This is a genomic window from Halomonas sp. R57-5, assembly GCF_900070345.1.
GTDB classification, from domain to species: Bacteria; Pseudomonadota; Gammaproteobacteria; order Pseudomonadales; family Halomonadaceae; genus Vreelandella; species Vreelandella ventosae_B.
Genome location: NZ_LN813019.1, coordinates 1,064,971 through 1,086,300 on the forward strand (window position 1 = coordinate 1,064,971; position 21,330 = coordinate 1,086,300).

Consider the following 21,330-nt stretch of genomic DNA (forward strand, 5'->3'; position numbering starts at 1 on the left):
GCTGTTTAAGGAACGCACATGACGGATATGCCCACGCCGCGGCTGGCGGCAAGCGAATTCCAACAGCGCCTACTGGCCTGGTTTGACCGCTATGGTCGCCACGATTTACCGTGGCAGTCGCCACGCAGCGCCTACCGCGTATGGGTGTCGGAAATTATGCTGCAGCAGACCCAGGTTGCCACCGTTATCAGCTATTTTGAGCGTTTTATGGTGCGCTTTCCTACCCTGGAAAGCCTCGCCAAGGCGCCGCAGGATGAAGTGCTGCATCTCTGGACAGGGCTTGGTTACTACGCCCGCGCGCGCAACTTGCATAAAGCTGCCCAGGTTGCGTTGGCGGAGCACGGTGGTGAGCTACCGACACAGAGTATCGACGCTTTAGTGGCGCTGCCCGGCATTGGCCGCTCCACCGCTGGCGCTATCATTGCGCAAAGCACGGGGCAGCGGGCCGCTATTTTAGATGGCAATGTAAAGCGCTCGCTCACTCGCCTGCATGCGCTTTCAGGCTGGCCGGGCAAGCCTGCGGTGGAGCGAAAGCTGTGGGCGCTGGCGGAGTACTACACTCCCACCGCGCGGCTGGCCGATTACACCCAGGCGATGATGGATTTTGGCGCCACGCTATGTAAACGCAGCAAACCGGACTGCCTGAGCTGCCCGTTTAACGATGTCTGTTTGGCCTACGCCCAAGGCGAGCCAAAGCGTTACCCAGAATCCAAACCGAAAAAGGCGCTGCCCACCCGGCAAACGATTATGCTGATGCTGCGCGACCAGGAGGGCCGGGTATGGCTGGAACAGCGCCCGCCTAGCGGCTTATGGGGCGGGTTATGGAGCTTGCCGCAGTTTGACAAGCACAGTGAACTCAACGACTGGCTTGAAGACAACGCTGTTAACCCAAAGCGGGAGACTACATCGCCTAGTTTTTATCACACCTTCAGCCATTTTCGCCTGGAGATTACCCCGCAGCCGGTCAGCTGCGATAGGCTGGGCGGTGTTCGCGAAAGCGGCGTATGGTACGACGTTAATCATCCGCCCGCGCTGGGCCTTGCCGCCCCGGTTAAAGTGCTGCTGAGCCAGCTAACGCCCTTTAGCCTCAATCCAACACCCGGCCACGCTTAATAAGCGTTTTCAAGCAGGTTGGATGAGATCATTGAATGAAGATGCAGAACCAGGAGCACGTTATGAGCAATACCGTTTTTTGCCGCAAGTACCAAAAAGAGCTAGAGGCGCTACCATTCCCTCCTTTGCCGGGTAAACAGGGCCAGGAGATTCAAGCCACCGTTTCCAAGCCCGCCTGGGAAGCCTGGCAGGCGCTGCAAACCCGCCTGATCAATGAGAAACACCTCAACATGCTCGACCCTGAATCCCGTGCGTACCTCATGGAGCAGATGCAACGCTTCCTAGATAACCAGGAGACCGACMAAGCCGAAGGCTATGTGCCGCCTACGCAGGCATGAATGGCGTGCATGAAGAGAGCGGGATCGTTCTAGGGGCGGGTGATTGGATAGCGCAACTGACTTGTAATCAGTGGCTCTAGGCATGGGTGTAGAGAAAGCCGAGCCAGAGATGGCGCAGGAAAAAAGACCTCTAAGCATCGGTATCGCAAGAAAGTTTCACAAAGGTGTTGACGAAAAGCGGCGTTTTTAGTTTAATACGCACCGTTGGCAGCGGCCAGATAGCTCAGTTGGTAGAGCAGGGGATTGAAAATCCCCGTGTCGGCGGTTCGATTCCGTCTCTGGCCACCACACTGCTGGGGTATCGCCAAGTGGTAAGGCACCGCTTTTTGGTAGCGGCATTCCCAGGTTCGAATCCTGGTACCCCAGCCATTGCCAACAAAATTTCTTGTTGATTGCGAAGCCCAACAGCAAAGCAGTCATGTTCTCAAGAAAACGTGAAGCGCCGACATAGCTCAGTTGGTAGAGCAACTGACTTGTAATCAGTAGGTCCCGGGTTCGACTCCTGGTGTCGGCACCACTGAAAGAGTGGTTAAAAGTTAAGCGTTAGAGAATTAGATTAAGCCGTCCGAAAGGGCGGCTTTTTCGTATCTGAAATACCTATTCAGTATTGGCTTTATCCACACCTGCTATTTAGACAGGGCTGTGGATAACACGCTATTCAGAAAGCTTGCTGCGCCTGTATATACGTTAGATAACCAGCGAAGCTTTAAAACCTTAAAGATAGCGTTGCCTAACCGTATTGCTAATAAAGATGCACCGCTTCGAAGGCCGCCAGTGGTTCATTATTCTCCCCCGACAGTACAAGCGTCGCGCCATTCACGCTCCATGCTGTTACCTGCTTGAGCGCGGTTAGAAAGTCTCGTTCAGTTTTCATTTGGGCCGTTGGACAGGCCATTTTAGTGCTGGCGATTTGACCAAACGCTATGTGCTCATTTTTAACACGGTAGCTGCCCATCAGGGTATTGCAGCCGGTAGCGCCGGCTAAGCGAGAAGCCTCTTGATGAAGAACCAAATGCGCTTCACGGAAATTCTCTAGGGCGACGACCGGCGCGCCATCAAGCGCTACCAGCCTCCAGTAGGTGTTGATCAAGGTTTCATCAGGGTGATGGGCTGTCTCTTGGCTATCCATGGCTGCTGAAGAGCACCCGGCGGTTATTAATAGGGCACCGATAAATCCATAAAGCGCTAGCCGTCTTTTCAAAGCCTGATTCCTTATTCAGTTAACTAAAAAGGTTAGAGCCATTAGCCGCAAATATTGTGGCATCGAGCGTGCTTTTTAGGTGACTTATTGCTCAAAAAGCCACTCTTCAATTTTTTTCACGTAACCTACGTTATCAAACCGGAAATCACGCCTTGCGAGGAAATTTTAGTCGACTAGGCTACTCCCTGCACGACGATTGAAGCGTGCATTGTTATGAATATTTGCAACATCGTTCGATCTGAAACCTAATCATACAAGGAGTGGATTAGATGACAGTCAAAAGCACACCGCTAAATGCTGTAACCGCCCATAAGCAATATAGTGAAATGGCCGATACGCCTAACGTTCACGGTACACAGGCTCAGCGCCCACAGGTACAGGATGCCTACCCGTCGCGCTTAGCCACACCCCCTGCAAACACTTGGCTGCCGCGCCAAGATGCGGTCGTTAAGGGCCGCCAGCTTTCTGGCCCGTTAAGCCAGGCGCAGCTCGATGAGTTTGAGCGTAAAGGGTTTTTGTTTATCCCTAACCTTATTGAAGGCGCAGAGCTTGAGGAGCTGCGTCAGGAAATGAAGGTGCTGATGAGCAACGATGAGTATCTCAATCAGGATTTCAGCGTCACTGAGCCAGAGAGTCAGGAGATCCGCTCGCTGTTTGCGGTGCACTTCCTCTCTGAGCGCTTGGGCAAGCTGGCCAGCGATGAGCGCGTAGCGGGCGCGGCCCGTCAAGTCATTGGCGGCGATCCTTATGTGCATCAATCGCGGATTAACTACAAGCCTGGGTTTGCCGGTAAAGGCTTTAACTGGCACTCCGATTTTGAAACGTGGCACGCAGAAGACGGCATGCCCGCAATGCATGCGGTTAGCGCATCGCTGATCTTAACCGATAACCACGAGTTCAATGGCCCGTTAATGTTGATTCCTGGCTCGCACAAAAAGTTTGTGCCATGCCTAGGTGAAACGCCGGAGGATAACCACAAAAGTTCGTTGAAGGCGCAGGAAGTGGGCGTGCCCAGTCCAGAGGCGCTGGCCGAGCTAGTGGCGGAACACGGTATTGAAGCACCCAAAGGCAAGGCGGGCGGTTTGCTGCTGTTCGATTGCAATACGCTGCATGCCTCGAACGCCAACCTTTCGCCCGACCCGCGTAGCAACGTGTTTTTCGTATTTAACCGTCAGGATAATCGTTGCCAAGCGCCTTATGCGGCAGCTAATCAACGGCCAGATTTCTTGGCCCATAGCCCTGATCAACCGGGGGAGCAATATCGCTAACCCGCAGTGGGGAAACAAATTCATGGCCGAAGGGTGTGGAACCTTCGTCTAGGTGGGGTAAACTGTTGCGCCTGTCGTTGCGAATGCGGCACGCATAATGAGAAGGAGAATACCCGCCATGCGTTTTGTTCCACAGTTTACCGATGGCCAGGAGTTTCCCCACCCGCTGGGCAAGGTTGTCTGCATCGGCCGTAATTATGCCGACCATGCGAAAGAGCTGGATAATCCGGTTCCCACTGAACCGCTGCTGTTCATTAAGCCGTCGACCAGCGTTGTGGATCTAACCAAGCCGTTGGACCCGCCGTTTTCACGCGGCGACGTGCATTATGAAGTCGAGCTTGCGCTATTAGTGGGTGAAACCTTAACCCATGCCACCCTGGATGAAGCCGAGCGTGCGATTGTCGGTATTGGGTTGGCGATGGATTTAACCCTGCGTGATGTACAGACGAAGCTAAAAGAGAAGGGGCACCCTTGGGAAATCGCCAAAGCCTTTGATGGCGCTTGCCCGCTTTCGTCGTTTCTGCCGCTAAGCCGTGTGCCCAACTGGAATGCGCTGGCTTTCACCCTTGAGATTGATGGGGAAGAGCGTCAGCACGGTGAAGGTTCCGATATGATCTTTGCTGTCCCCACGCTGGTAGCTGAGATGAGCCGCCACTTCACCCTGGAGCCGGGTGATGTGATCCTAACCGGCACGCCTTCTGGCGTTGGGGAGCTGGTTCGCGGTTCATCATTGCGCTTAACCTTGACGGGTGGTTTAGAAATTGAGACCAGCGTCGTCGAGTAACTAACCCATTGACGCGCAAGAAGTGAAGCCGATAGCCCGCCACAAGCATTCGCTACCGTTAAGCTCAATAGAAACGCCACCCGTTAACCACGGGTGGCGTTTCTTTGTGGGCTGTTTWCGACAGGCTATTCAAAAAAGTTAGTCAATATAAGTCATTCAAGATAGGTATAACCTTCGAGTCCTTCGCTTAAGCTGGCCGCAAAGCGGGCCTGCTCATCCGCCGTAAAGCCGCTTGCGGCTAGTTGGTCGGTGAGTTTCTGCTTGAGCACATTGGCATTGAAGTTAACGTAGGCAAGTACTTGGGCCACTGAGTCCCCCGCGAGCGGGTTTGAAAGAGTCCACTCGCCGTCTGCATTGAGTGCGGCGTCAACGGAGTCAGTGTCGCCGAACAGGTTATGCAAATCGCCTAGGATCTCTTGATAGGCGCCCACCAGGAAGAAGCCTAACCAGCGCTCGTCATCGGAAGCCCACTCGGGTAGCGGTAGGGTGCTCTCCACCCCCTGGCCGTCGACGTAGCTGTCGATGCGGCCGTCGGAGTCGCAGGTGATATCCTGAATCACCGCCCGCCGGGTGGGGGCTTGATCGAGCCCGCTAAGGGGCAGCACCGGGAAAATCTGTTCGATGCCCCAAACGTCAGGCACCGATTGAAATAGGGAAAAATTGACGAACAGTTTATCGGCGAGCTTCTCAGCGAGTTCATCCATAATTTCGCGATGGGCACGGTTGCGGGTATCAAGCTGAGTACGCAACCGCGCGCAGGCAGCCATATAGACCCGCTCGCCTTCGGCCCGGGCGGTAATATCACTCAACCCCATCACGAAGCGCTCCTGTAACTCACTCACCGCTTGCAGCAGGTCGTGCCAGGCTTCTACCAGCATGCGCGGCTCTTGAGCGGTGGCGAGTTGCTCGAACMCCCGCCATAGCAGCTCTACTTGGGCATCTTCTTGGTGCTCTTCTCGGTTCCCTGCTAGCGCATGCCGTTCTGGCGGGGTGTCATCAATACGCTCTTCGCCAATCACGTTGGTAATCAGTACCGCATGGTGGGCGGTCAGCGCACGGCCTGATTCGCTGATGAGATGAGGCTGCGGCAGGCTCGCCTCTTGGCAGAGCTGGGCAAAGGCGCTGACTACGTTGCGCGCGTATTCACGCATCGAATAATTCGCGGAGCAGAAACTGCGTGAGCGAGTGCCTTCGTAGTCGATACCCAGGCCGCCGCCTACATCCACGGTATCAATGGGCGCGCCCAACTGCATCAGGTTCTGGTAGAAGCGCGCGCACTCGCGTAGGCCGCGCTGAATGTCGCGAATATTGGCGATCTGGGAGCCCAGGTGGAAGTGCACTAGCTGCAGGCTTTCCAGCGCATCTTCGCGACGTAGGGTGTCTACCACCTCTAGAATCTGGCTGGCGGTGAGCCCGAACTTGGATTTTTCGCCGCCGGTATTCTGCCATTTGCCTTTACCCACCGAGGCCAAGCGGGCGCGCAGGCCTATGCGGGGCGTGACCTCCAGCTCGCGGGCCTCTTCCAAAATCAGCTGCAGCTCGGAGAGCTTTTCGACCACCAAGTAGACCTTATGGCCGAGCTTTTCACCCAGCAGCGCCAGTCGCACGTATTCGCGGTCTTTGTAGCCGTTACACACAATCAGCGATGAGCCACCGTCGGAAAGCGCTAACACCGCCAGCAGTTCTGGCTTGCTGCCCGCTTCCAGTCCTACGCGACCACTGCCGCGCTCGGCGGTCGCCAGAATTTCTTCGACCACTCGGCGCTGCTGATTGACTTTAATCGGGTAAACCGCGGTGTAGCCGCCCTGGTAGTCACAGTCGCTCATCGCGGCATCAAAAGCGCCGCACAGCTGCTCCACCCGGTCGTGAAGAATATCGCTAAAGCGCACCAGCACCGGCAGGCGCAGCCCGGCTGCTTGCAGTTGGCGCACCAGGCCGCTAAGCGGTAGCGCTGGGCCTTCCGCATCGCTACCCAGCGGGCGCACCAGGGCCTGACCGTGGTCATCCACGTCGAAGTAGCCGCTGCCCCACTGATCAATATTCCAGGTACGCCGTGCGCGCAGGGCAGGGCTAGTCGTTGCCATCACACTCATGCAGACACCTCAGGCAGCGGCAGTGCACCATGGGCAATGCGCGCGGTTAAAATAGTACGAAAACGGTCAGGGTCGTGGGGGGTCAAATCGTGGGCCGGTGGATCAACATAGACCACCAGTAGACGCGACAGCCAGTAGCGCAGCGCCGTCATGCGCAGCATGGTCGGCCACAGCTCACGCTCAGCGGTGGTTAATGGGCGACGTGCCTGATAGGCGCGCAGTAGCGTCTCGTAGCGCTCGGGATTGAGCGTGCCATCTTCGTTAGAGGCCCAGTCGTTGATCACGATTGCCACATCAAACAGCAGGTCGCCGGTGCAGCCATTATAAAAGTCGATAATGCCGCCAAGCTGATCCCCCTCGAACAGGGTGTTGTCGCGGAACAGATCACCATGCAGAGCGCCCTGGGGCAGCTCACCGTGTTGGCTGAAGGCACTTTCGAAATCGTCGMCCTCATCCTTCATCAACATTTGATCCGCGGGGCTGATATAGCTCAGCACCTTATGGTGCATAACCTGCAACCAGTTTAGATCCCGTGGGTTAGGGCGGTGGCCAGGAAAGCGCTTTGACACCACGTGCAGGCGGCCCAAGGTGTCGCCCAGGGCGTGGCACTGGGCTAAATTAGGCGCCTCGGGATGGCGTCCAGGCAAGCGCGGGTAGAGCAGCGCCGGTTTGCCCTCCAGGCTATGCAGCGCGATACCTTCACGGTCGTGAATGGTGCCAGGCACTGGCAGGCGGTGCTCGTCCAAATAGTCGAGCAGTTCAACGAAGAACGGCAGCTCTTCGTGCTCGCCCTGTTCGAACAGGGTTAACACCAGCTCGCGGTGGTCGGTGGTGACAAAGAACGTCGAGTTTTCGGTGCCGCTCGCCACCCCCTGTAGGGAAACGAAACTGCCAACATCAAATTTTTCTAAAAACGCGGCGACCTGTGCGTCGCTAAGCGGGGTAAATACAGCCATGAGAGTCTCGCCCAGGTTGCTAAGCCCATTATTGTAGCGGCTTGGTCGCTGAGTTGGCAGCGTTGTTGTGATAACAGAATAGAGTTTGACTCTGCAGGCCGCCTGCGCAGCGGGTATCATGTGAGTAACTCTTTTTAGCACTTATTTTTTTACGACTCACTTTAGGAACTTGGTTATGGCTCGCGCTCCGATCGTCCTCGTCGATGGCTCCTCCTATCTTTACCGTGCCTTTCATGCGCTACCGCCGCTAACGACTTCCAGTGGTCAGCCGACAGGCGCGGTGAAGGGCGTGTTGAATATGCTCAAGCGGCTGATTAAGGATTACCCCGAAAGCCCCATGGCGGTGGTTTTCGATGCGCCGGGCAAAACCTTCCGCGATGAGATGTACAGCGACTACAAAGCCCACCGTCCACCCATGCCCGATGACCTGCGCAGCCAAATCGCGCCGCTGCACGCCTGTGTGAAAGCATTGGGCCTGCCTCTGCTGTGCATTGAAGGGGTGGAGGCGGATGATGTGATTGGCACCCTGGCCCACCACGCCACCGAAGCAGGGCGCGATGCGGTCATTTCCACCGGCGACAAGGATATGGCGCAACTGGTCAATGCCCATATCACGCTGGTCAACACCATGAAGGATGAAACCCTGGACGAGGGGGGCGTGGAGGATAAGTTCGGCCTGCCCCCTGCGCTGATTATCGATTTTCTCGCCCTGATGGGTGACAAGGTCGATAACATTCCTGGCGTGCCCGGCGTGGGTGAAAAGACTGCGATTGGTCTACTGCAAGGCATGGGCGGCGGCCTGGAGACCATTTATAGCGATTTAGAACGGGTCAAAACGCTTACTTTTCGGGGCGCAAAAACGCTGCCCAAGAAACTTGAAGAGCATCGCGATCAGGCCTTCCTTTCGTATCAGTTAGCGACCATCAAGGTCGATTGCGATTTGCCGGTGGGCTTGGATGATTTGGATATTGCCCACCCGGACCGTGAAGCGCTGGTCACGCTGTATAAAGAGATGGAGTTCCGTCAGTGGCTAGGTGAGTTGCTGGAAGGCAAAGATGAAGGCGTGGATGATGKGAAAGGCGGCGAGCCTGCCCCTGCCAGCGCTGACGATAGCGAGCCCGAGGGKACGGAGGCATCTGCCAATGGGAGTGCCCGTGAAGATTATGTCATCCTCGAACAGGCAGACTTTGAGCGCTGGCTGGATAGGCTACAAAACGCCGAGCGCTTCTGTTTTGATTTGGAAACCACCAGCCTCAACTATATGGATGCAGAAATCGTCGGCGTCGGCTTGTCGCTGGAAGCGGGGGAGGCGGCCTATATTCCGCTGGCCCACGACTATCTGGATGCCCCCCAGCAGCTTGACCGCAAAACGGTGCTGGCGGCGCTAAAGCCGCTGCTGGAAGACCCGACCAAAACCAAGATTGGCCAGAACCTCAAGTACGATATTTCGGTGCTGGCCAACTACGCCATCTCAGTGGCGGGCCCGTTTGCCGACACCATGTTGGCGTCGTACGTGCTCAACTCCACGGCTACCCGCCACGATATGGACTCGCTGGCGCTGAAGTATTTGGGCGAAAAGACCATCTCCTTTGAAGAGATTGCCGGTAAGGGCGCCAAGCAGCTCACCTTTAACCAGATTGCCCTGGAGCAGGCGGCGCCTTACGCCTGCGAAGATGTCGATATCACCCTACGGCTGCAGCAAACGCTACGCCCACAGGTCGAAAACGAGGGGCGCTTGGCAGAAGTGCTGGATAATATCGAACTGCCGCTGATCAAAGTGCTCTCGCGCATTGAGCGTAATGGGGTGGCGGTGGATGCTGACCTACTGCACAAGCAGAGCCAGCAGTTAGAAAAGCGTATTGGCGAGCTAGAGCGCGAAGCGTTTGAGCTGGCCGGGCGCGAATTTAATCTCGGCTCACCCAAGCAGTTAGGGCAGATTCTGTTTGAAGAGCAGAAAATCCCGGTACTCAAGAAAACCCCTAAAGGCGCACCCTCTACCGCGGAAGGTGTGCTGGAAGAGCTGGCGCTGGATTACCCACTGCCCAAGGTGATTATGCAGCACCGGGGGCTGGCCAAGCTTAAGTCCACCTACACCGATAAGCTACCGCGTTTGCTCAATAAAGCCACTGGCCGGGTGCACACCAGCTACCACCAGGCGGTCACCGCCACCGGCCGGCTGTCGTCGTCGGACCCGAACTTGCAGAATATCCCCATTCGTACCGAAGAGGGGCGCAAAATTCGTCAGGCATTTATCGCCCGCCCCGGTTATCGCATTGTTGCCGCGGACTACTCGCAGATCGAGCTGCGTATTATGGCGCACCTTTCCGAGGACAAAGGCCTGCTGGAAGCCTTTGCCGAGGGGCGTGATATCCATACTGCTACCGCGGCGGAAGTGTTTGGCACCTCCCTTGATAAGGTGTCGGGCGACCAGCGGCGCAGTGCCAAAGCGATTAACTTCGGCTTGATCTACGGCATGAGCGCCTGGGGGCTGTCGCGCCAGCTGCATATCGAGCGCAATCAGGCGCAGACCTACATCGACCGCTACTTCGACCGCTACCCCGGCGTGGCTCGCTATATGGAGCGCATCCGTTCCCAGGCGGGGGAAGATGGCTTTGTCGAAACCGTGCTGGGTCGGCGGCTATACCTGCCGGAAATTCAGTCGCAAAACCGCAACCGCCGTCAAGGCGCCGAACGCACCGCCATTAACGCACCGATGCAGGGCACCGCGGCGGATATCATCAAGCAGGCGATGATCGATGTGGATGCATGGCTGGCAGAAGGTGAGTTCGACGCGCTGATGGTCATGCAGGTGCACGATGAGCTGGTATTTGAAGTGGCCGAGAAGCAAGTTGATGCGTTTATCGAGCAGGTGCAAAAACGCATGCAGGGTGCGGCAGCGCTAAAAGTGCCGCTAATAGTAGAGGCGGAGAGCGGCGCCAATTGGGATGAGGCGCACTAGCCAGGTGATAAGGGCATTTTGTCGCAACCGCAACATGCATAGATAAGGAATTGACCAGGATCAAATTTTTGACTCGGGTGGAGGCATAACCTTATACCCATCGCTTTGCCTGGGTGAGCGCCAGTCAGTGGTTTCCCGGTGGGGCGAGGGGTGTGTTTAAGCTATCCATCGGGAGTCACTCATGGACATTGTTGAATTATCCAGGTTGCAGTTCGCCTTTACGGCGATGGTGCATTTCCTGTTTGTACCTTTAACGCTAGGGCTATCGATACTGCTGGCGATTATGGAGACGGTCTATGTGATGACCGGTAAGACCATTTATCGTCAGATGACCAAGTTCTGGGGCAAGCTGTTCGGTATTAACTTTGCGTTGGGGGTAACCACCGGCATCGCTATGGAGTTTCAGTTCGGCACCAACTGGTCGTACTACTCTCATTATGTCGGCGATATCTTCGGCGCGCCGCTGGCGATAGAAGCCTTGATGGCGTTCTTCCTTGAGTCGACCCTGGTCGGGCTGTTCTTTTTCGGCTGGGATCGCCTGTCAAAAGAGAAACATCTGGCGGTTACCTGGTTGATGGCGCTGGCGACCAATATGTCGGCCCTGTGGATTCTGGTGGCCAATGGCTGGATGCAGCATCCCGTGGGGKCAGAGCTCAACCTTGCCACCATGCGTATGGAGTTGACCAGCTTTGCTGAAGTGCTGCTCAACCCCGTTGCCCAAGTCAAATTCGTGCATACCGTGTCGGCGGGCTACGTCACCGGCGCGGTTTTCGTGCTGGCGATTTCAAGCTGGTACCTGCTCAAGGGTCGCGAGATCGCCTTTGCCCGGCGCAGCTTCACGATTGCGTCGGCCTTTGGCTTGGCCAGTGTACTGTCGGTGATTGTTCTGGGCGACGAGTCTGGTTATGAGCTGGGAGACGTCCAAAAGGTCAAACTGGCCGCCATCGAGGCCGAATGGCAAACCCATCCCGCTCCGGCCGCCTTTACCCTGTTTGGGCTGCCCAACGAGGCTGAACAGCGCACCGACCTAGCCATCAAGATACCTGGCGTGATGGGCTTGATCGCTACGCGCTCGCTGGATACCGAAGTGATGGGGATACGCGAGCTTAAGGCGGAGCACCGCGAACGCATCGTCAACGGCCAGGAAGCCTATGCCCTTATGCAGCGCCTGCGCAGCGGTGAAGAGCGCGAAGGGGATCAGGCCCGGTTCGAGGAGGTGCGCAGCGATCTCGGCTATGGGCTGCTGCTTAGCGCTTATAGCGACGATGTGGCCAATGCGACGGCCGCCGAGATTAACCAGGCCGTAGAGGCGTCGATTCCCAAGGTTTGGCCGCTGTTCTGGTCTTTTCGGGCCATGGTAGCCGCTGGCTTTAGCATGCTGCTGCTGTTTGCCCTGGCCCTCTGGCATAGCGTGCGCCGTCAGCCTGAGAAGTCCCCTTGGTTACTGCGCTTTGCGCTGTTCAGCCTGCCGCTACCCTGGATCGCCTGTGAAGCGGGCTGGTTCGTGGCCGAGTACGGCCGTCAGCCGTGGGCCATCGGCGAGATCCTCCCGGTGCACCTGGCTATTTCCAGTCTGACTGCTGAGCAGGTGCTCACTACCCTGATTGCCATCGGCATCCTTTACACCACCTTCGTCATCATCGAAATGTGGTTGATGCAGCACTTTGCCCGCAAGGGGCCTTCCGGTAGCGGTTATCTGGATGATGAAGCCGATTCCGGCTACCTAATTTCCACCCCGCCACGGGAGGCATGATGATGGACTACGAAACACTTAGGTTTGTCTGGTGGGTGCTGATCGGCGTGCTGTTGATCGGCTTCGCGGTCACCGATGGATTTGATATGGGCGTTGCCACCTTGCTTAAGGTCGTTGGCCGCAACGATCTTGAACGTCGGGTGATGATCAACTCCATGGCGCCTCACTGGGACGGCAATCAGGTCTGGCTGGTGACCGCCGGGGGCGCACTGTTCGCTGCTTGGCCGCCGGTTTACGCAACCGCTTTCAACGGCTTCTATTTCGCCTTGATGTTGACGCTGTTCGCCCTTTTTCTGCGCCCCTTAGCGTTTGATTACCGCTCCAAGTTGGACAACCCCACCTGGCGCAGTCGCTGGGACTGGGGGCTGACGATCGGCTCCGCCGTTCCTGCGCTGATCTTTGGTGTCGCCTTTGGCAATCTTCTCCAGGGCGTTCCCTTCCAGTTCGATGACTATCTGCGTTTGGAGTATCAGGGCGGCTTACTGGGGCTATTGAATCCGTTTGCGCTGTTGGCCGGGCTGTTGAGCCTGCTGATGTTTGTCACCCACGGCGCCGCTTGGTTGCAGCTTAAAACCGAGGGCGAATTGCGCCGCCGTAGTGCGGCCATCGGCAGCCTCACCGCATTGGTGTGCGCGGTACTGTTCGTGCTGGGTGGGGTCTGGCTGCTATGGGGCGTTGATGGCTATCAGGTGGCCAGCGTGATCGACACCCAGGGCTACAACGATACCACTGGCAAAATCGTCACGGTCAGTGTTGGCGGTTGGATGACCAATTACAGCCGCTTCCCGCTTTTATGGCTACTACCGATAGTAGGGGTGCTGGGTTTTGTACTCTGCTCGTTGACCATGAAGCTGGGGCGCCATGCGCTGGCATTTACCAGTTCGGCGGTTGCCATGGCCATGGTGGTGGTCACCACGGGTGTGACGATGTTCCCTTTCGTGATGCCGTCGACACTCAACCCTAATCATAGCCTCACCATGTGGGATGCCACGGCGAGTGAGTTGACGCTCAAGATCATGTTTGTGGTGGTGTGTATCTTCGTGCCGTTGATATTGCTCTATACCGCCTGGAGTTATTGGGTCATGCGCGGTCGCCTAAATGAGCAGTTTATTCGTGATAACGACAAAGCACTTTACTGAGGAGATTATCCTATGTGGTATTTCGCCTGGATTTTGGGTGTCACGCTGGCGGCTGTCGTCACTGTTCTTATCGCCATGCGGCTTGAAGTGAATGGCTATGAAGGCGAAGCCGAGCATGAGCGGAGCGACTGACGCTATTGACCCGGGGCAGCGGCTGAACCGCTGCCTGGCCCCGCAACGCTGGTGGTTGCGGGGCGCCACACTGCTTGCGCTGATCGGCGTGGTACTGCTGATTACCCAGAGTTGGCTGCTGGCGGCACTGTTCCATCACTGGTTACTGCTCTGGCAGGGCAGGGAGACGCTGGGCCACCCGTCCGCATGGTTAGCAGGGCTGGCAGTATGCATGGTGCTCCGCCCTTTGCTCCACGCCGGCCGTGAAGGGTTATCTCGCCAAGCCAGTCGGCATGCCCGTGTCGCCTTACGCAGCCAGTTATTAACGCAGCTTGGCCGTCTTGGGCCGGTTAGGCGCCAATTTGGCAGCGATGGTGCCTTGGCAACTCAGGTGCTGGAGCAGGTGGACGCCCTGGACGGCTACATTAGTCGCTATCGGGTACAGAGTCTGCTGGCCGTTGTCGTTCCCTGCCTGATCGCGGCGGTGGTGGCGTTGCATAGCCCGTTGGCCGCGGGATTAATGCTGATGACCGCACCCTTGGTGCCGCTGTTTATGATCCTTGTGGGCCGTGCCGCTGCGGGTGCCAGTCAGCAGCAGTTCACGGCGCTGGCGCGTATGGGTGGCCGCTTTCTCGACCTGGTTCGAGGGATGGCAACGCTGCAGCGCATGGGGGCGACCGACCAGGCGGAGGCCAAGGTCGCCCAGGCAAGTGACGCCTACCGTGGGCGTACCATGCGGGTGCTTAGACTGGCCTTTCTATCCAGCGCGGTGCTGGAGTTTTTTGCCGCGCTGGCGATTGCCCTGGTGGCGCTCTATCTAGGCTTGGGCTTGCTTGGCCTATTGCCCTGGGCGAAAGCAGACGTTCCGGTGCCGTATCAGGGAGCGCTGTTTATTTTGCTGCTGGCGCCCGAGTTCTATGCGCCGCTACGCCAATTGGGCAGCGATTATCATGCCCGTGCCGAAGCGCTGGGCGCGATGCAGGCGTTGTCGCCTCTGCTGGAAGCGGACACTTGGCAGCCCCAAGGGTTGCCGCTCTCTCCAGCAGCGGTAAGCGGTGAGTCTCTTGCTGTTGAATGCCGCGAGTTAAGTGTTAGCGGTGAGGGCGGGCGTCTGCGGCTGGCGCCGCTTAATCTGACGCTGGCCGCGGGCGAACGGCTGTTGGTGCAGGGCGAGAGTGGGGCGGGCAAGTCGAGTCTTTTACAAGCGCTGCTGGGGTTTACTGCCTACCAGGGCAGCCTGAAGGCGAAGGGTTGCGAGCTTTCCCAATGGCCTCGCGACGCCTGGCAACGCCAGCTTGGCTACCTTAGTCAGCAACCGCCGATACAGTCCGGCAGCATTGCGGAGAATCTGCGCTTGGCGGCCCCAGACAAATCTGATGCAGAGCTTATTGAAGTGCTCACCCAGGTCGGACTTTGGCCAATTCTGGTTCGTGGTAATGGGCTTGCCACGCAGTTGGGTGAGCGCGGGCAGGGGGTTTCCGGCGGCCAGCTGCAACGCTTGGGGTTGGCGCAGTTGCTGCTTCGCGATGCAGCGCTATGGCTGTTCGATGAGCCCACGGCCCATCTCGATCCGGATGCCGCCTGGCAACTCAACACACTGATCGAGCAGCTTAGCCGCGGGCGTAGCGTGATGATTGTCAGCCACGAGTCGGCTGGGCTGGGGTGGGTTGACCAGCGAGTAGAGTTGTCATTGCAAGAGGCTATGGCATGTTGCGGCTAAACAAGACACCGTCCGGGATGCCTACCCCCACCATCCGGCTGCGTGATTTGCTGTTGCTTAGGCGCGGCGGTTGGTCGCTGGCGTTCTTGCTGGGCGCCGCCACGCTGCTGGCCGTTATCGGCTTGCTGGCCATTTCAGGTTGGTTTATTACCGCCGCGGCAGTGGCCGGGACGGTGACAGCGAGTGCCTTCGGCTTCGACTATTTTCGTCCCGCGGCTTTGATTCGTCTGTGTGCCATCGTTCGCACGGCCGGGCGCTATGGTGAGCGCCTAGCCTCCCACGATGCCGCCCTGGGGTTGCTAAAAGACCTGCGTTGTCGACTTTTTATGGCATTGGGACAAACGCCTTTACAGTCGGCTTCCCGTTCATCGCACTACGGCACGGCCAGTACCATGCATCGGCTGGTCAGTGATATCGACCAGCTTGATCAGGTAGTCTTGCGAGCACTGCTGCCCTGGGGCTGGGCCGGGCTAATGGTGATGGTCGTTATGGCTGGCCTTTACTGGTTGAGTGAAACCCTACTTTGGGCCGCCGCGCCGGGGTTAATGTTAGCCTGGCTGGGGCTGCCGTTACTGGCGTTATGGCGCGGTATTGGTCAGGCACGCCAGAGTGCTGAGTTTGCCGAGCATCGTCGGGTGGCACTGATTGAGCCTTTGGCAGCCATTACCTCGTTGGTGTTGTGGGGGCGATGGGCGGATATGGCACAACGAGTGAAAAGTTACGATGCCGACTATCTGGCCCACCAGGAGCGGCAGCAGTTGCTGGCTAGCCTGACCACCGCGTTGCAGCAGGTAGCGTTGGGAGGCGCCATTGTGGGCGTGCTATGGCAGGCAGAAGGGCTATTGGCGGCTAGCCATTTGACGGTGCCGATGCTATTAGCCGCGGTATTGGCGATCCTGGCATTAGGGGAGATTTTGGCGCCGCTGGCCAACAGTTTTCTAGCCTTGGGGGCGAGCCTTGCCGCACGGGATCGTCTCAATGCCCTGGTGGAGGTAGCGCCAAGGGGGCAAGCTGGCATTGAGTTCGCTGATACCACACCGCCTGCTTGGCATCTCAACGTCAACCAATTAACCGCCAGCCTGCCCGGTGCACTGGTGGGGCCGCAGCGTATTAGTCTGGCGTTGCAGAGCGGTGAAATACTCTGTGTGCATGGCCCCTCAGGTTGCGGGAAATCGACCCTGTTGCAGGTGTTGGCCGGCGAGCTGCTGCCACTTAGCGGGGAGTGTTGCCTTAACGGCCACTCTATTGAGCAGTGGTCGTTTCACCATATCGTCGGCTATCTGCCCCAGCAGTGGAACTTGTTTGATATGAGCCTGGAGGAAAACCTACGCCTCGGTGACCGCGATGCCAGCGATAGCGAGCTATGGAGCATTCTCGACGATCTGGCGCTGGGCGCTTGGGCACGCGACTTGCCCCAGGGCCTGGAGACGCCTTTGGGCGAGTATGGTGCCGCCGTTTCCGGCGGGCAGGCGCGGCGTATCGCCCTGGGACGAGTGCTGTTGGCGCGACGGCCGATTCTACTGCTCGACGAGCCATTAGCCGGGCTGGATGCCATTACACGGCAGCAAGTGGTTGCTAGCCTTGCGCGCCGTACAAGGGATGGGATCGTGGTTATTGTCAGCCACGTGCCCTTAGAGCTGCCAGCAAGCCGGGTGCGTAGCCTCTATATCCAGGAAGATGGCCGACCCCGGCAGACCCCCATGCTCGCCTGTTTAGACCCGCTATAACGCAAAACCCCCGCAGCGTAGCTACGGGGGTTTTTAGTACGCGTTAAATCACTTAACGCCAGCCGACGCGATCAAAAATGCGGATCGCTTCAGGGTTGTTCTCACCTAGTACGCTGATGTTTACGTCATCTGTTTTGAAGTTGCCCCAGGATTCCAGGACTGGGTCTTTCTTGATGCCTTCAACCACCGGGAACTCGTTGTTGCCAGAGGCAAAGATTTCCTGGGCGGTGTCGGAAGCCAGGTACTCAAGGAAGCGCACCGCGTTTTCGCGGTTAGGCGCACCTTCTACGACACCGGCACCGCCAACATTAACGTGGGTGCCGCGGTCATCCTGGTTGGGGAAAATAATACCCACTTTACGCGCCGCTTCACGCTCGGCGTCGTCGTCGGATTTCAGCAGGCGAACATAGTAGTAGTGGTTGGCCACGGCAATATCGCACTCGCCGCTGGCAACACCGAGAATCTGGTCGGTATCGCCACCTTCCGGATCCCGCGCCATGTTATTCACAACGCCCTGGGCCCACTCTTCGGCACCCTCTTCGCCGTGGTGCTCAATCATTGAGGCCAGCAGCGACTGGTTATAAATATTGTTGGAAGAGCGGATGCATACTTTGCCTTCGAACTGCGGGTCGGCAAGATCTTCGTAGCTAGTGATCTGGCTCGGGTCGAAGTTTTCACGGTTATAGTAAATCGCCCGGGCGCGCTGACTAAAACCAAACCACAGGCCGTCAGGGTGGCGCATGGATTCAGGTAGCCGCTCGTTGAGGACATCCGATTCAACGCTTTGGAAGATGCCTTCATCTTCCGCACGCCATAGACGGCCTGCGTCGACGGTCATCATGACATCAGCCGGACTCGCCACGCCCTCACGCTGAATACGCTCAATCAGCTGGTCTGAGTCGCCTTCAAGGATGTTAACTTCGATGCCTGTCTCTTCGGTGAAAGCATCGTAGAGGTGCTCGTCAGAGTCATAGTGGCGAGCGGAATAGAGGTTGAGCTCGTCTGCCGCGGCCTGACCGGCAAACGTGGCGCCCACCATCATCGCTGCCATCGGAGCAACAAAGCGTATGGTTTTCATTTAGTACATCCTTATTTAATAAATGATAATAAGTTGCATTATTAACATTGTTATTGAAGCGTTTCGTATGCTGTCCGTCAAGACCCTATTAGTAAAACATTGGTAGAAGAAATGCGATGCGTGCATAACTCACCAATAAAAAATAGAATGCAAACAACTTCCAAATGTACCCAATCCGCGTTTAGACGTTTGTCGGAGCGGTTTGACCAGCTGCAAGTGGTGATTTATGACAGCAACCCTGAAGGTCGCCTCGGCGGTGCCTAGCGCATCAGCGTTAACGCTGCACAATGTACGTCATGCCTATGATGGCCATACGGTAGTAAAAGGCGTGGATTTAAGCGTTTCCCCAGGCGAGGTAGTTTGCCTACTGGGCCCCTCGGGGTGCGGTAAAACAACGCTGCTGCGAATCGCTGCGGGCCTTGAAGTGCTACAAGAGGGCAGCGTGTCCTTGGAAGATGTTTATATTGCAGGCCCAGGTCAGCGCCATGTGCCGCCGGAGAAGCGTAATGTTGGGCTGGCATTCCAAGACTCGGCGCTTTTCCCCCACCTAACCGTGTTGGAAAATGTCACCTTTGGGCTTAAACATTTAACCTCTCGTGAGCGTCGCGAGCGGGCGGCACAGTTGCTTGAACAGCTGGGTATGGCCGCGTATATGGATGTTTACCCGCATATGCTCTCTGGTGGGCAGCAGCAGCGAGTGGCGCTGGCGCGTGCGCTGGCGCCATCGCCGCGTTTAATGCTGTTGGATGAGCCGTTCTCAAGTCTGGATGCGCGGCTACGTGACCGCATCCGCGACGATACTCTCCACGTGCTAAAAAAGGTCGGCGCGGCGACGCTGCTGGTAACCCACGACCCCGAAGAAGCCATGTTTATGGCCGATCGCATCGCGCTGATGCGCGATGGGCGAATCGTGCAGACGGGAAMGCCACGCGAGCTTTACTGCGCGCCTCAAGACCCCTTTGTGGTGACCTTTTTTGGCGACGTCAATGAGCTACAGGGCAAAGTGCATAATGGTGCTGTGAGCACGCCTGTTGGGCGGGTGCCTGCCCCCGGATTAGCGGAGGGTAGCGACGCGCAAATCATGATACGCCCTGAGGCGCTGCGCATTGTTGAGCGAGATCTGCCAGCGGATGAGCATCGCCATAGCCATGTGGTAATGGCGAAGCTACTCGGACGCACCAGCCTGCTACACCTGTGTGCCCATAGCGAAAACGGCCTTGAGGCTCACCTACACGCGCGCGTACCGGGGGTGTTTCTACCCGCAGAAGGCCAACCGGTGGATATTCACCTCGACCTTTCACAAGTATTTGTGTTCCCGTTCACGGCTTAATCTTAATCAGGACTGAGCACCAGGACGTGAGCGGCGCATGGCCATGCTGAGCAGAATAACCGGCAAAATGCCCACCACCACAATGGCCAGCGACGAGGTGGAGGCTTCGGCCAACCGTTCGTCAGAGGCCAGGTTATGTGCCCGCACGGCCAGGGTGTCGAAATTGAAGGGGCGCAGAATAATCGTCGCTGGCAGCTCCTTCATGACGTCAACGAAGACTAAAATCCCCGCTGCCAGTAGGCTGCTGCGCATCATCGGTGTGTGAATATGGCGCAGCGTGCCGCCTGCGGTTTGCCCCAGGGTACGCGAAGCGGCATCCATACTGGGTGTTACTTTGCCTAGGCTCGCCTCAACGGCATTGAACGAGACGGCTAAAAAGCGCACCACGTAGGCGTATAGCAAGATAAACGCCGACCCACTGAATACCAGGCCAATGATGTAGCCATAGTGATTATTGAGCCAGGTGTTAAGGGCGTTATCCAACCAGGCAAACGGGATTAAAATACCCACCGCGACCACCGAACCCGGGATCGCGTAGCCCATAGAGGCGACCCGGGAAGCCACCCGCGCAAACGTCGTGTCGTGCATGCGTACGCCGTAGCTCAGCACAACGGCCAAGCACACGGCGATCAGCGCTGCCACTGTTGCCAGCCCCAGGCTGTTCCAGGCGTAGCCAATAAAGCGCGAGCCCCACAGAGAATCGCCCCCCTGCAGCGCTAAATTGAGCAGAATGCCGCTGGGCAGTAAGAAGCCCACCAGCACCGGGACTAAACAAGCCAGCGTCGCTGCCGCGGCTCGCCAGCCGTGCAGCGCGTACTCCGGCAACTGCTGATAGCGATTGGTGGTATGAAAGTAGCGGCGCTTGCCCCGCGACCAGCGCTCTAGCAGCACTAACACAATCACGAAGGTGAGCAGGCACGCCGCTAACTGCGCTGCCGCCACCTGCTCACCCATGCCAAACCAGGTGCGGTAGATACCGGTGGTAAAGGTATCCACGCCGAAGAACTGTACAGCGCCAAACTCGTTAAGCGTCTCCATCAATACTAGCGATACTCCGCCTACCAGCGCAGGACGCGCCAGTGGTACGGCGACGCTGGCAAACAGTTTCCATGGGCCACGGCCGAGGGTGCGGCCCACATCCAGCACGCAGACCGACTGCTCCAGAAATGAGGCGCGGGCCAGCAGGTAGACATAGGGGTAGAGCACCAGGGTAATCACCGTCGCGGCGCCACCTAGCGAGCGAATATTGGGAAAGTAGTAGTCGCCATACCCCCAGCCAAATGTCTCGCGCAGCAGGCTCTGTAACGGCCCGGCAAACTGCAAAAAGTCAGTGTAGGCGTAGGCGATCACGTAAGTGGGCACCGCCAATGGCAGCAGCAGCGCCCACTCGAATAGCCGTTTACCGGGAAAGCGGCACATAACGACCAGCCAAGCTGTGCCGGTGCCGATGATGAGCGTGCCGAGCCCTACTGTCACAACGAGCCAGAAGGTGTTGTTCAAATAGCGTCCAAGTACGGTGCTGGCCAAGTGTTGCCAAACGCCATCGGTGGGCATCGCGATATGCGCAAATACCACAAGCACGGGCAGGGCAACCACGAACGCTACCGCGATCAGGGCAATCGACCAGGGGGTAGCGCGACGGCTAAGCGAAGAGGAGAAGGCGAATAGCCCGCGATAGCCGGATCTGAACAAGCGAACACTCCTTGCATTGACGGAAAGCAGTAGCGAAAAGCCGGAAAGTAGCGCAGCACACTTAATGC

General features: G+C 57.4%; 16 protein-coding genes and 3 tRNA genes. 14 read left to right on the top strand and 5 right to left on the bottom strand.

All coding sequences use genetic code 11. The features are described 5' to 3' along the window. Positions 1-18: 18 nt before the first annotated feature. The 5 genes from mutY to HALO_RS04790 all read left to right on the top strand — a co-directional run bounded on the left by mutY (position 19) and on the right by HALO_RS04790 (position 1,968). Complete coding sequence (mutY, locus tag HALO_RS04770; protein ID WP_035585613.1) at positions 19-1,113, top strand: A/G-specific adenine glycosylase; 1,095 nt, start codon at positions 19-21, stop codon at positions 1,111-1,113. Between the two features lie 62 nt (positions 1,114-1,175). Further along, positions 1,176-1,451 (top strand): oxidative damage protection protein, encoded by a 276-nt coding sequence (locus HALO_RS04775; protein ID WP_050713125.1) that lies wholly within the window; start codon positions 1,176-1,178, stop codon positions 1,449-1,451. Between the two features lie 212 nt (positions 1,452-1,663). Beyond that, a tRNA-Phe gene (locus tag HALO_RS04780) sits at positions 1,664-1,739 on the top strand. A gap of 6 nt (positions 1,740-1,745) precedes the next feature. Further along, positions 1,746-1,820 (top strand) — tRNA-Gln (locus HALO_RS04785). Positions 1,821-1,892: 72 nt separating this feature from the next. Next, positions 1,893-1,968: transfer RNA gene (locus HALO_RS04790), tRNA-Thr, on the top strand. A gap of 225 nt (positions 1,969-2,193) precedes the next feature. On the opposite strand, the gene HALO_RS04795 is transcribed toward HALO_RS04790, so the two are convergent. Next, the gene (locus HALO_RS04795; protein WP_050713126.1) at positions 2,194-2,652 is read right to left on the bottom strand and encodes an META domain-containing protein; all 459 of its coding nucleotides are present in this window, start codon (positions 2,650-2,652) and stop codon (positions 2,194-2,196) included. A gap of 269 nt (positions 2,653-2,921) precedes the next feature. Here HALO_RS04795 and thpD point away from each other — a divergent pair, with 269 nt between their 5' ends. Both thpD and HALO_RS04805 read left to right on the top strand, forming a co-directional pair. Then, positions 2,922-3,920: an ectoine hydroxylase gene (gene thpD, locus HALO_RS04800; protein WP_035585611.1), complete on the top strand. Its 999-nt coding sequence runs from the start codon at positions 2,922-2,924 to the stop codon at positions 3,918-3,920. 118 nt (positions 3,921-4,038) lie between these two features. Then, complete coding sequence (locus tag HALO_RS04805) at positions 4,039-4,704, top strand: fumarylacetoacetate hydrolase family protein (protein WP_035585610.1); 666 nt, start codon at positions 4,039-4,041, stop codon at positions 4,702-4,704. Positions 4,705-4,856: 152 nt separating this feature from the next. On the opposite strand, the gene speA is transcribed toward HALO_RS04805, so the two are convergent. Together speA and HALO_RS04815 are read right to left on the bottom strand one after the other, a co-directional pair. Continuing rightward, positions 4,857-6,797 carry a biosynthetic arginine decarboxylase gene (gene speA, locus HALO_RS04810; protein ID WP_050713127.1) on the bottom strand — a complete coding sequence of 647 codons (1,941 nt, stop codon included), beginning with the start codon at positions 6,795-6,797 and terminating at the stop codon, positions 4,857-4,859. Next, a complete protein-coding gene (locus HALO_RS04815) occupies positions 6,794-7,753 on the bottom strand; it encodes a homoserine kinase (RefSeq protein WP_050714125.1) in 960 nt (319 codons plus the stop codon). The genes speA and HALO_RS04815 overlap by 4 nt, the downstream gene beginning before the upstream one ends. A gap of 175 nt (positions 7,754-7,928) precedes the next feature. Here HALO_RS04815 and polA point away from each other — a divergent pair, with 175 nt between their 5' ends. The 6 genes from polA (at position 7,929) to cydC (ending at position 17,162) form a co-directional block, all read left to right on the top strand. Further along, positions 7,929-10,712 carry a DNA polymerase I gene (polA, locus tag HALO_RS04820; RefSeq protein WP_050713128.1) on the top strand — a complete coding sequence of 928 codons (2,784 nt, stop codon included), beginning with the start codon at positions 7,929-7,931 and terminating at the stop codon, positions 10,710-10,712. A 181-nt stretch (positions 10,713-10,893) separates the two neighbouring features. Beyond that, a complete protein-coding gene (locus HALO_RS04825) occupies positions 10,894-12,465 on the top strand; it encodes a cytochrome ubiquinol oxidase subunit I (RefSeq protein ID WP_050713129.1) in 1,572 nt (523 codons plus the stop codon). After that, positions 12,462-13,604, top strand: a complete 1,143-nt coding sequence (gene cydB / locus HALO_RS04830; RefSeq protein ID WP_081899179.1) for a cytochrome d ubiquinol oxidase subunit II — start codon at positions 12,462-12,464, stop codon at positions 13,602-13,604. Before HALO_RS04825 ends, cydB begins: the two co-directional genes overlap by 4 nt. A gap of 12 nt (positions 13,605-13,616) precedes the next feature. Continuing rightward, positions 13,617-13,736 (top strand): cytochrome bd-I oxidase subunit CydX, encoded by a 120-nt coding sequence (gene cydX / locus HALO_RS04835; protein ID WP_035561958.1) that lies wholly within the window; start codon positions 13,617-13,619, stop codon positions 13,734-13,736. Next, positions 13,720-15,435 carry a thiol reductant ABC exporter subunit CydD gene (cydD, locus tag HALO_RS04840; RefSeq protein ID WP_081899178.1) on the top strand — a complete coding sequence of 572 codons (1,716 nt, stop codon included), beginning with the start codon at positions 13,720-13,722 and terminating at the stop codon, positions 15,433-15,435. Before cydX ends, cydD begins: the two co-directional genes overlap by 17 nt. Continuing rightward, complete coding sequence (cydC, locus tag HALO_RS04845) at positions 15,423-17,162, top strand: thiol reductant ABC exporter subunit CydC (RefSeq protein ID WP_035585602.1); 1,740 nt, start codon at positions 15,423-15,425, stop codon at positions 17,160-17,162. Before cydD ends, cydC begins: the two co-directional genes overlap by 13 nt. 52 nt (positions 17,163-17,214) lie before the next feature. On the opposite strand, the gene HALO_RS04850 is transcribed toward cydC, so the two are convergent. After that, positions 17,215-18,240 carry a Fe(3+) ABC transporter substrate-binding protein gene (locus HALO_RS04850; RefSeq protein WP_035585600.1) on the bottom strand — a complete coding sequence of 342 codons (1,026 nt, stop codon included), beginning with the start codon at positions 18,238-18,240 and terminating at the stop codon, positions 17,215-17,217. A gap of 226 nt (positions 18,241-18,466) precedes the next feature. On the opposite strand from HALO_RS04850, the gene HALO_RS04855 reads away from it, so the two are divergent. Then, positions 18,467-19,570: an ABC transporter ATP-binding protein gene (locus tag HALO_RS04855; RefSeq protein ID WP_050713130.1), complete on the top strand. Its 1,104-nt coding sequence runs from the start codon at positions 18,467-18,469 to the stop codon at positions 19,568-19,570. Between the two features lie 6 nt (positions 19,571-19,576). Here the strand turns inward: HALO_RS04855 and HALO_RS04860 are convergent, their stop codons facing one another. Further along, positions 19,577-21,262 (bottom strand): ABC transporter permease, encoded by a 1,686-nt coding sequence (locus HALO_RS04860; protein ID WP_035585596.1) that lies wholly within the window; start codon positions 21,260-21,262, stop codon positions 19,577-19,579. Positions 21,263-21,330 lie beyond the last annotated feature (68 nt).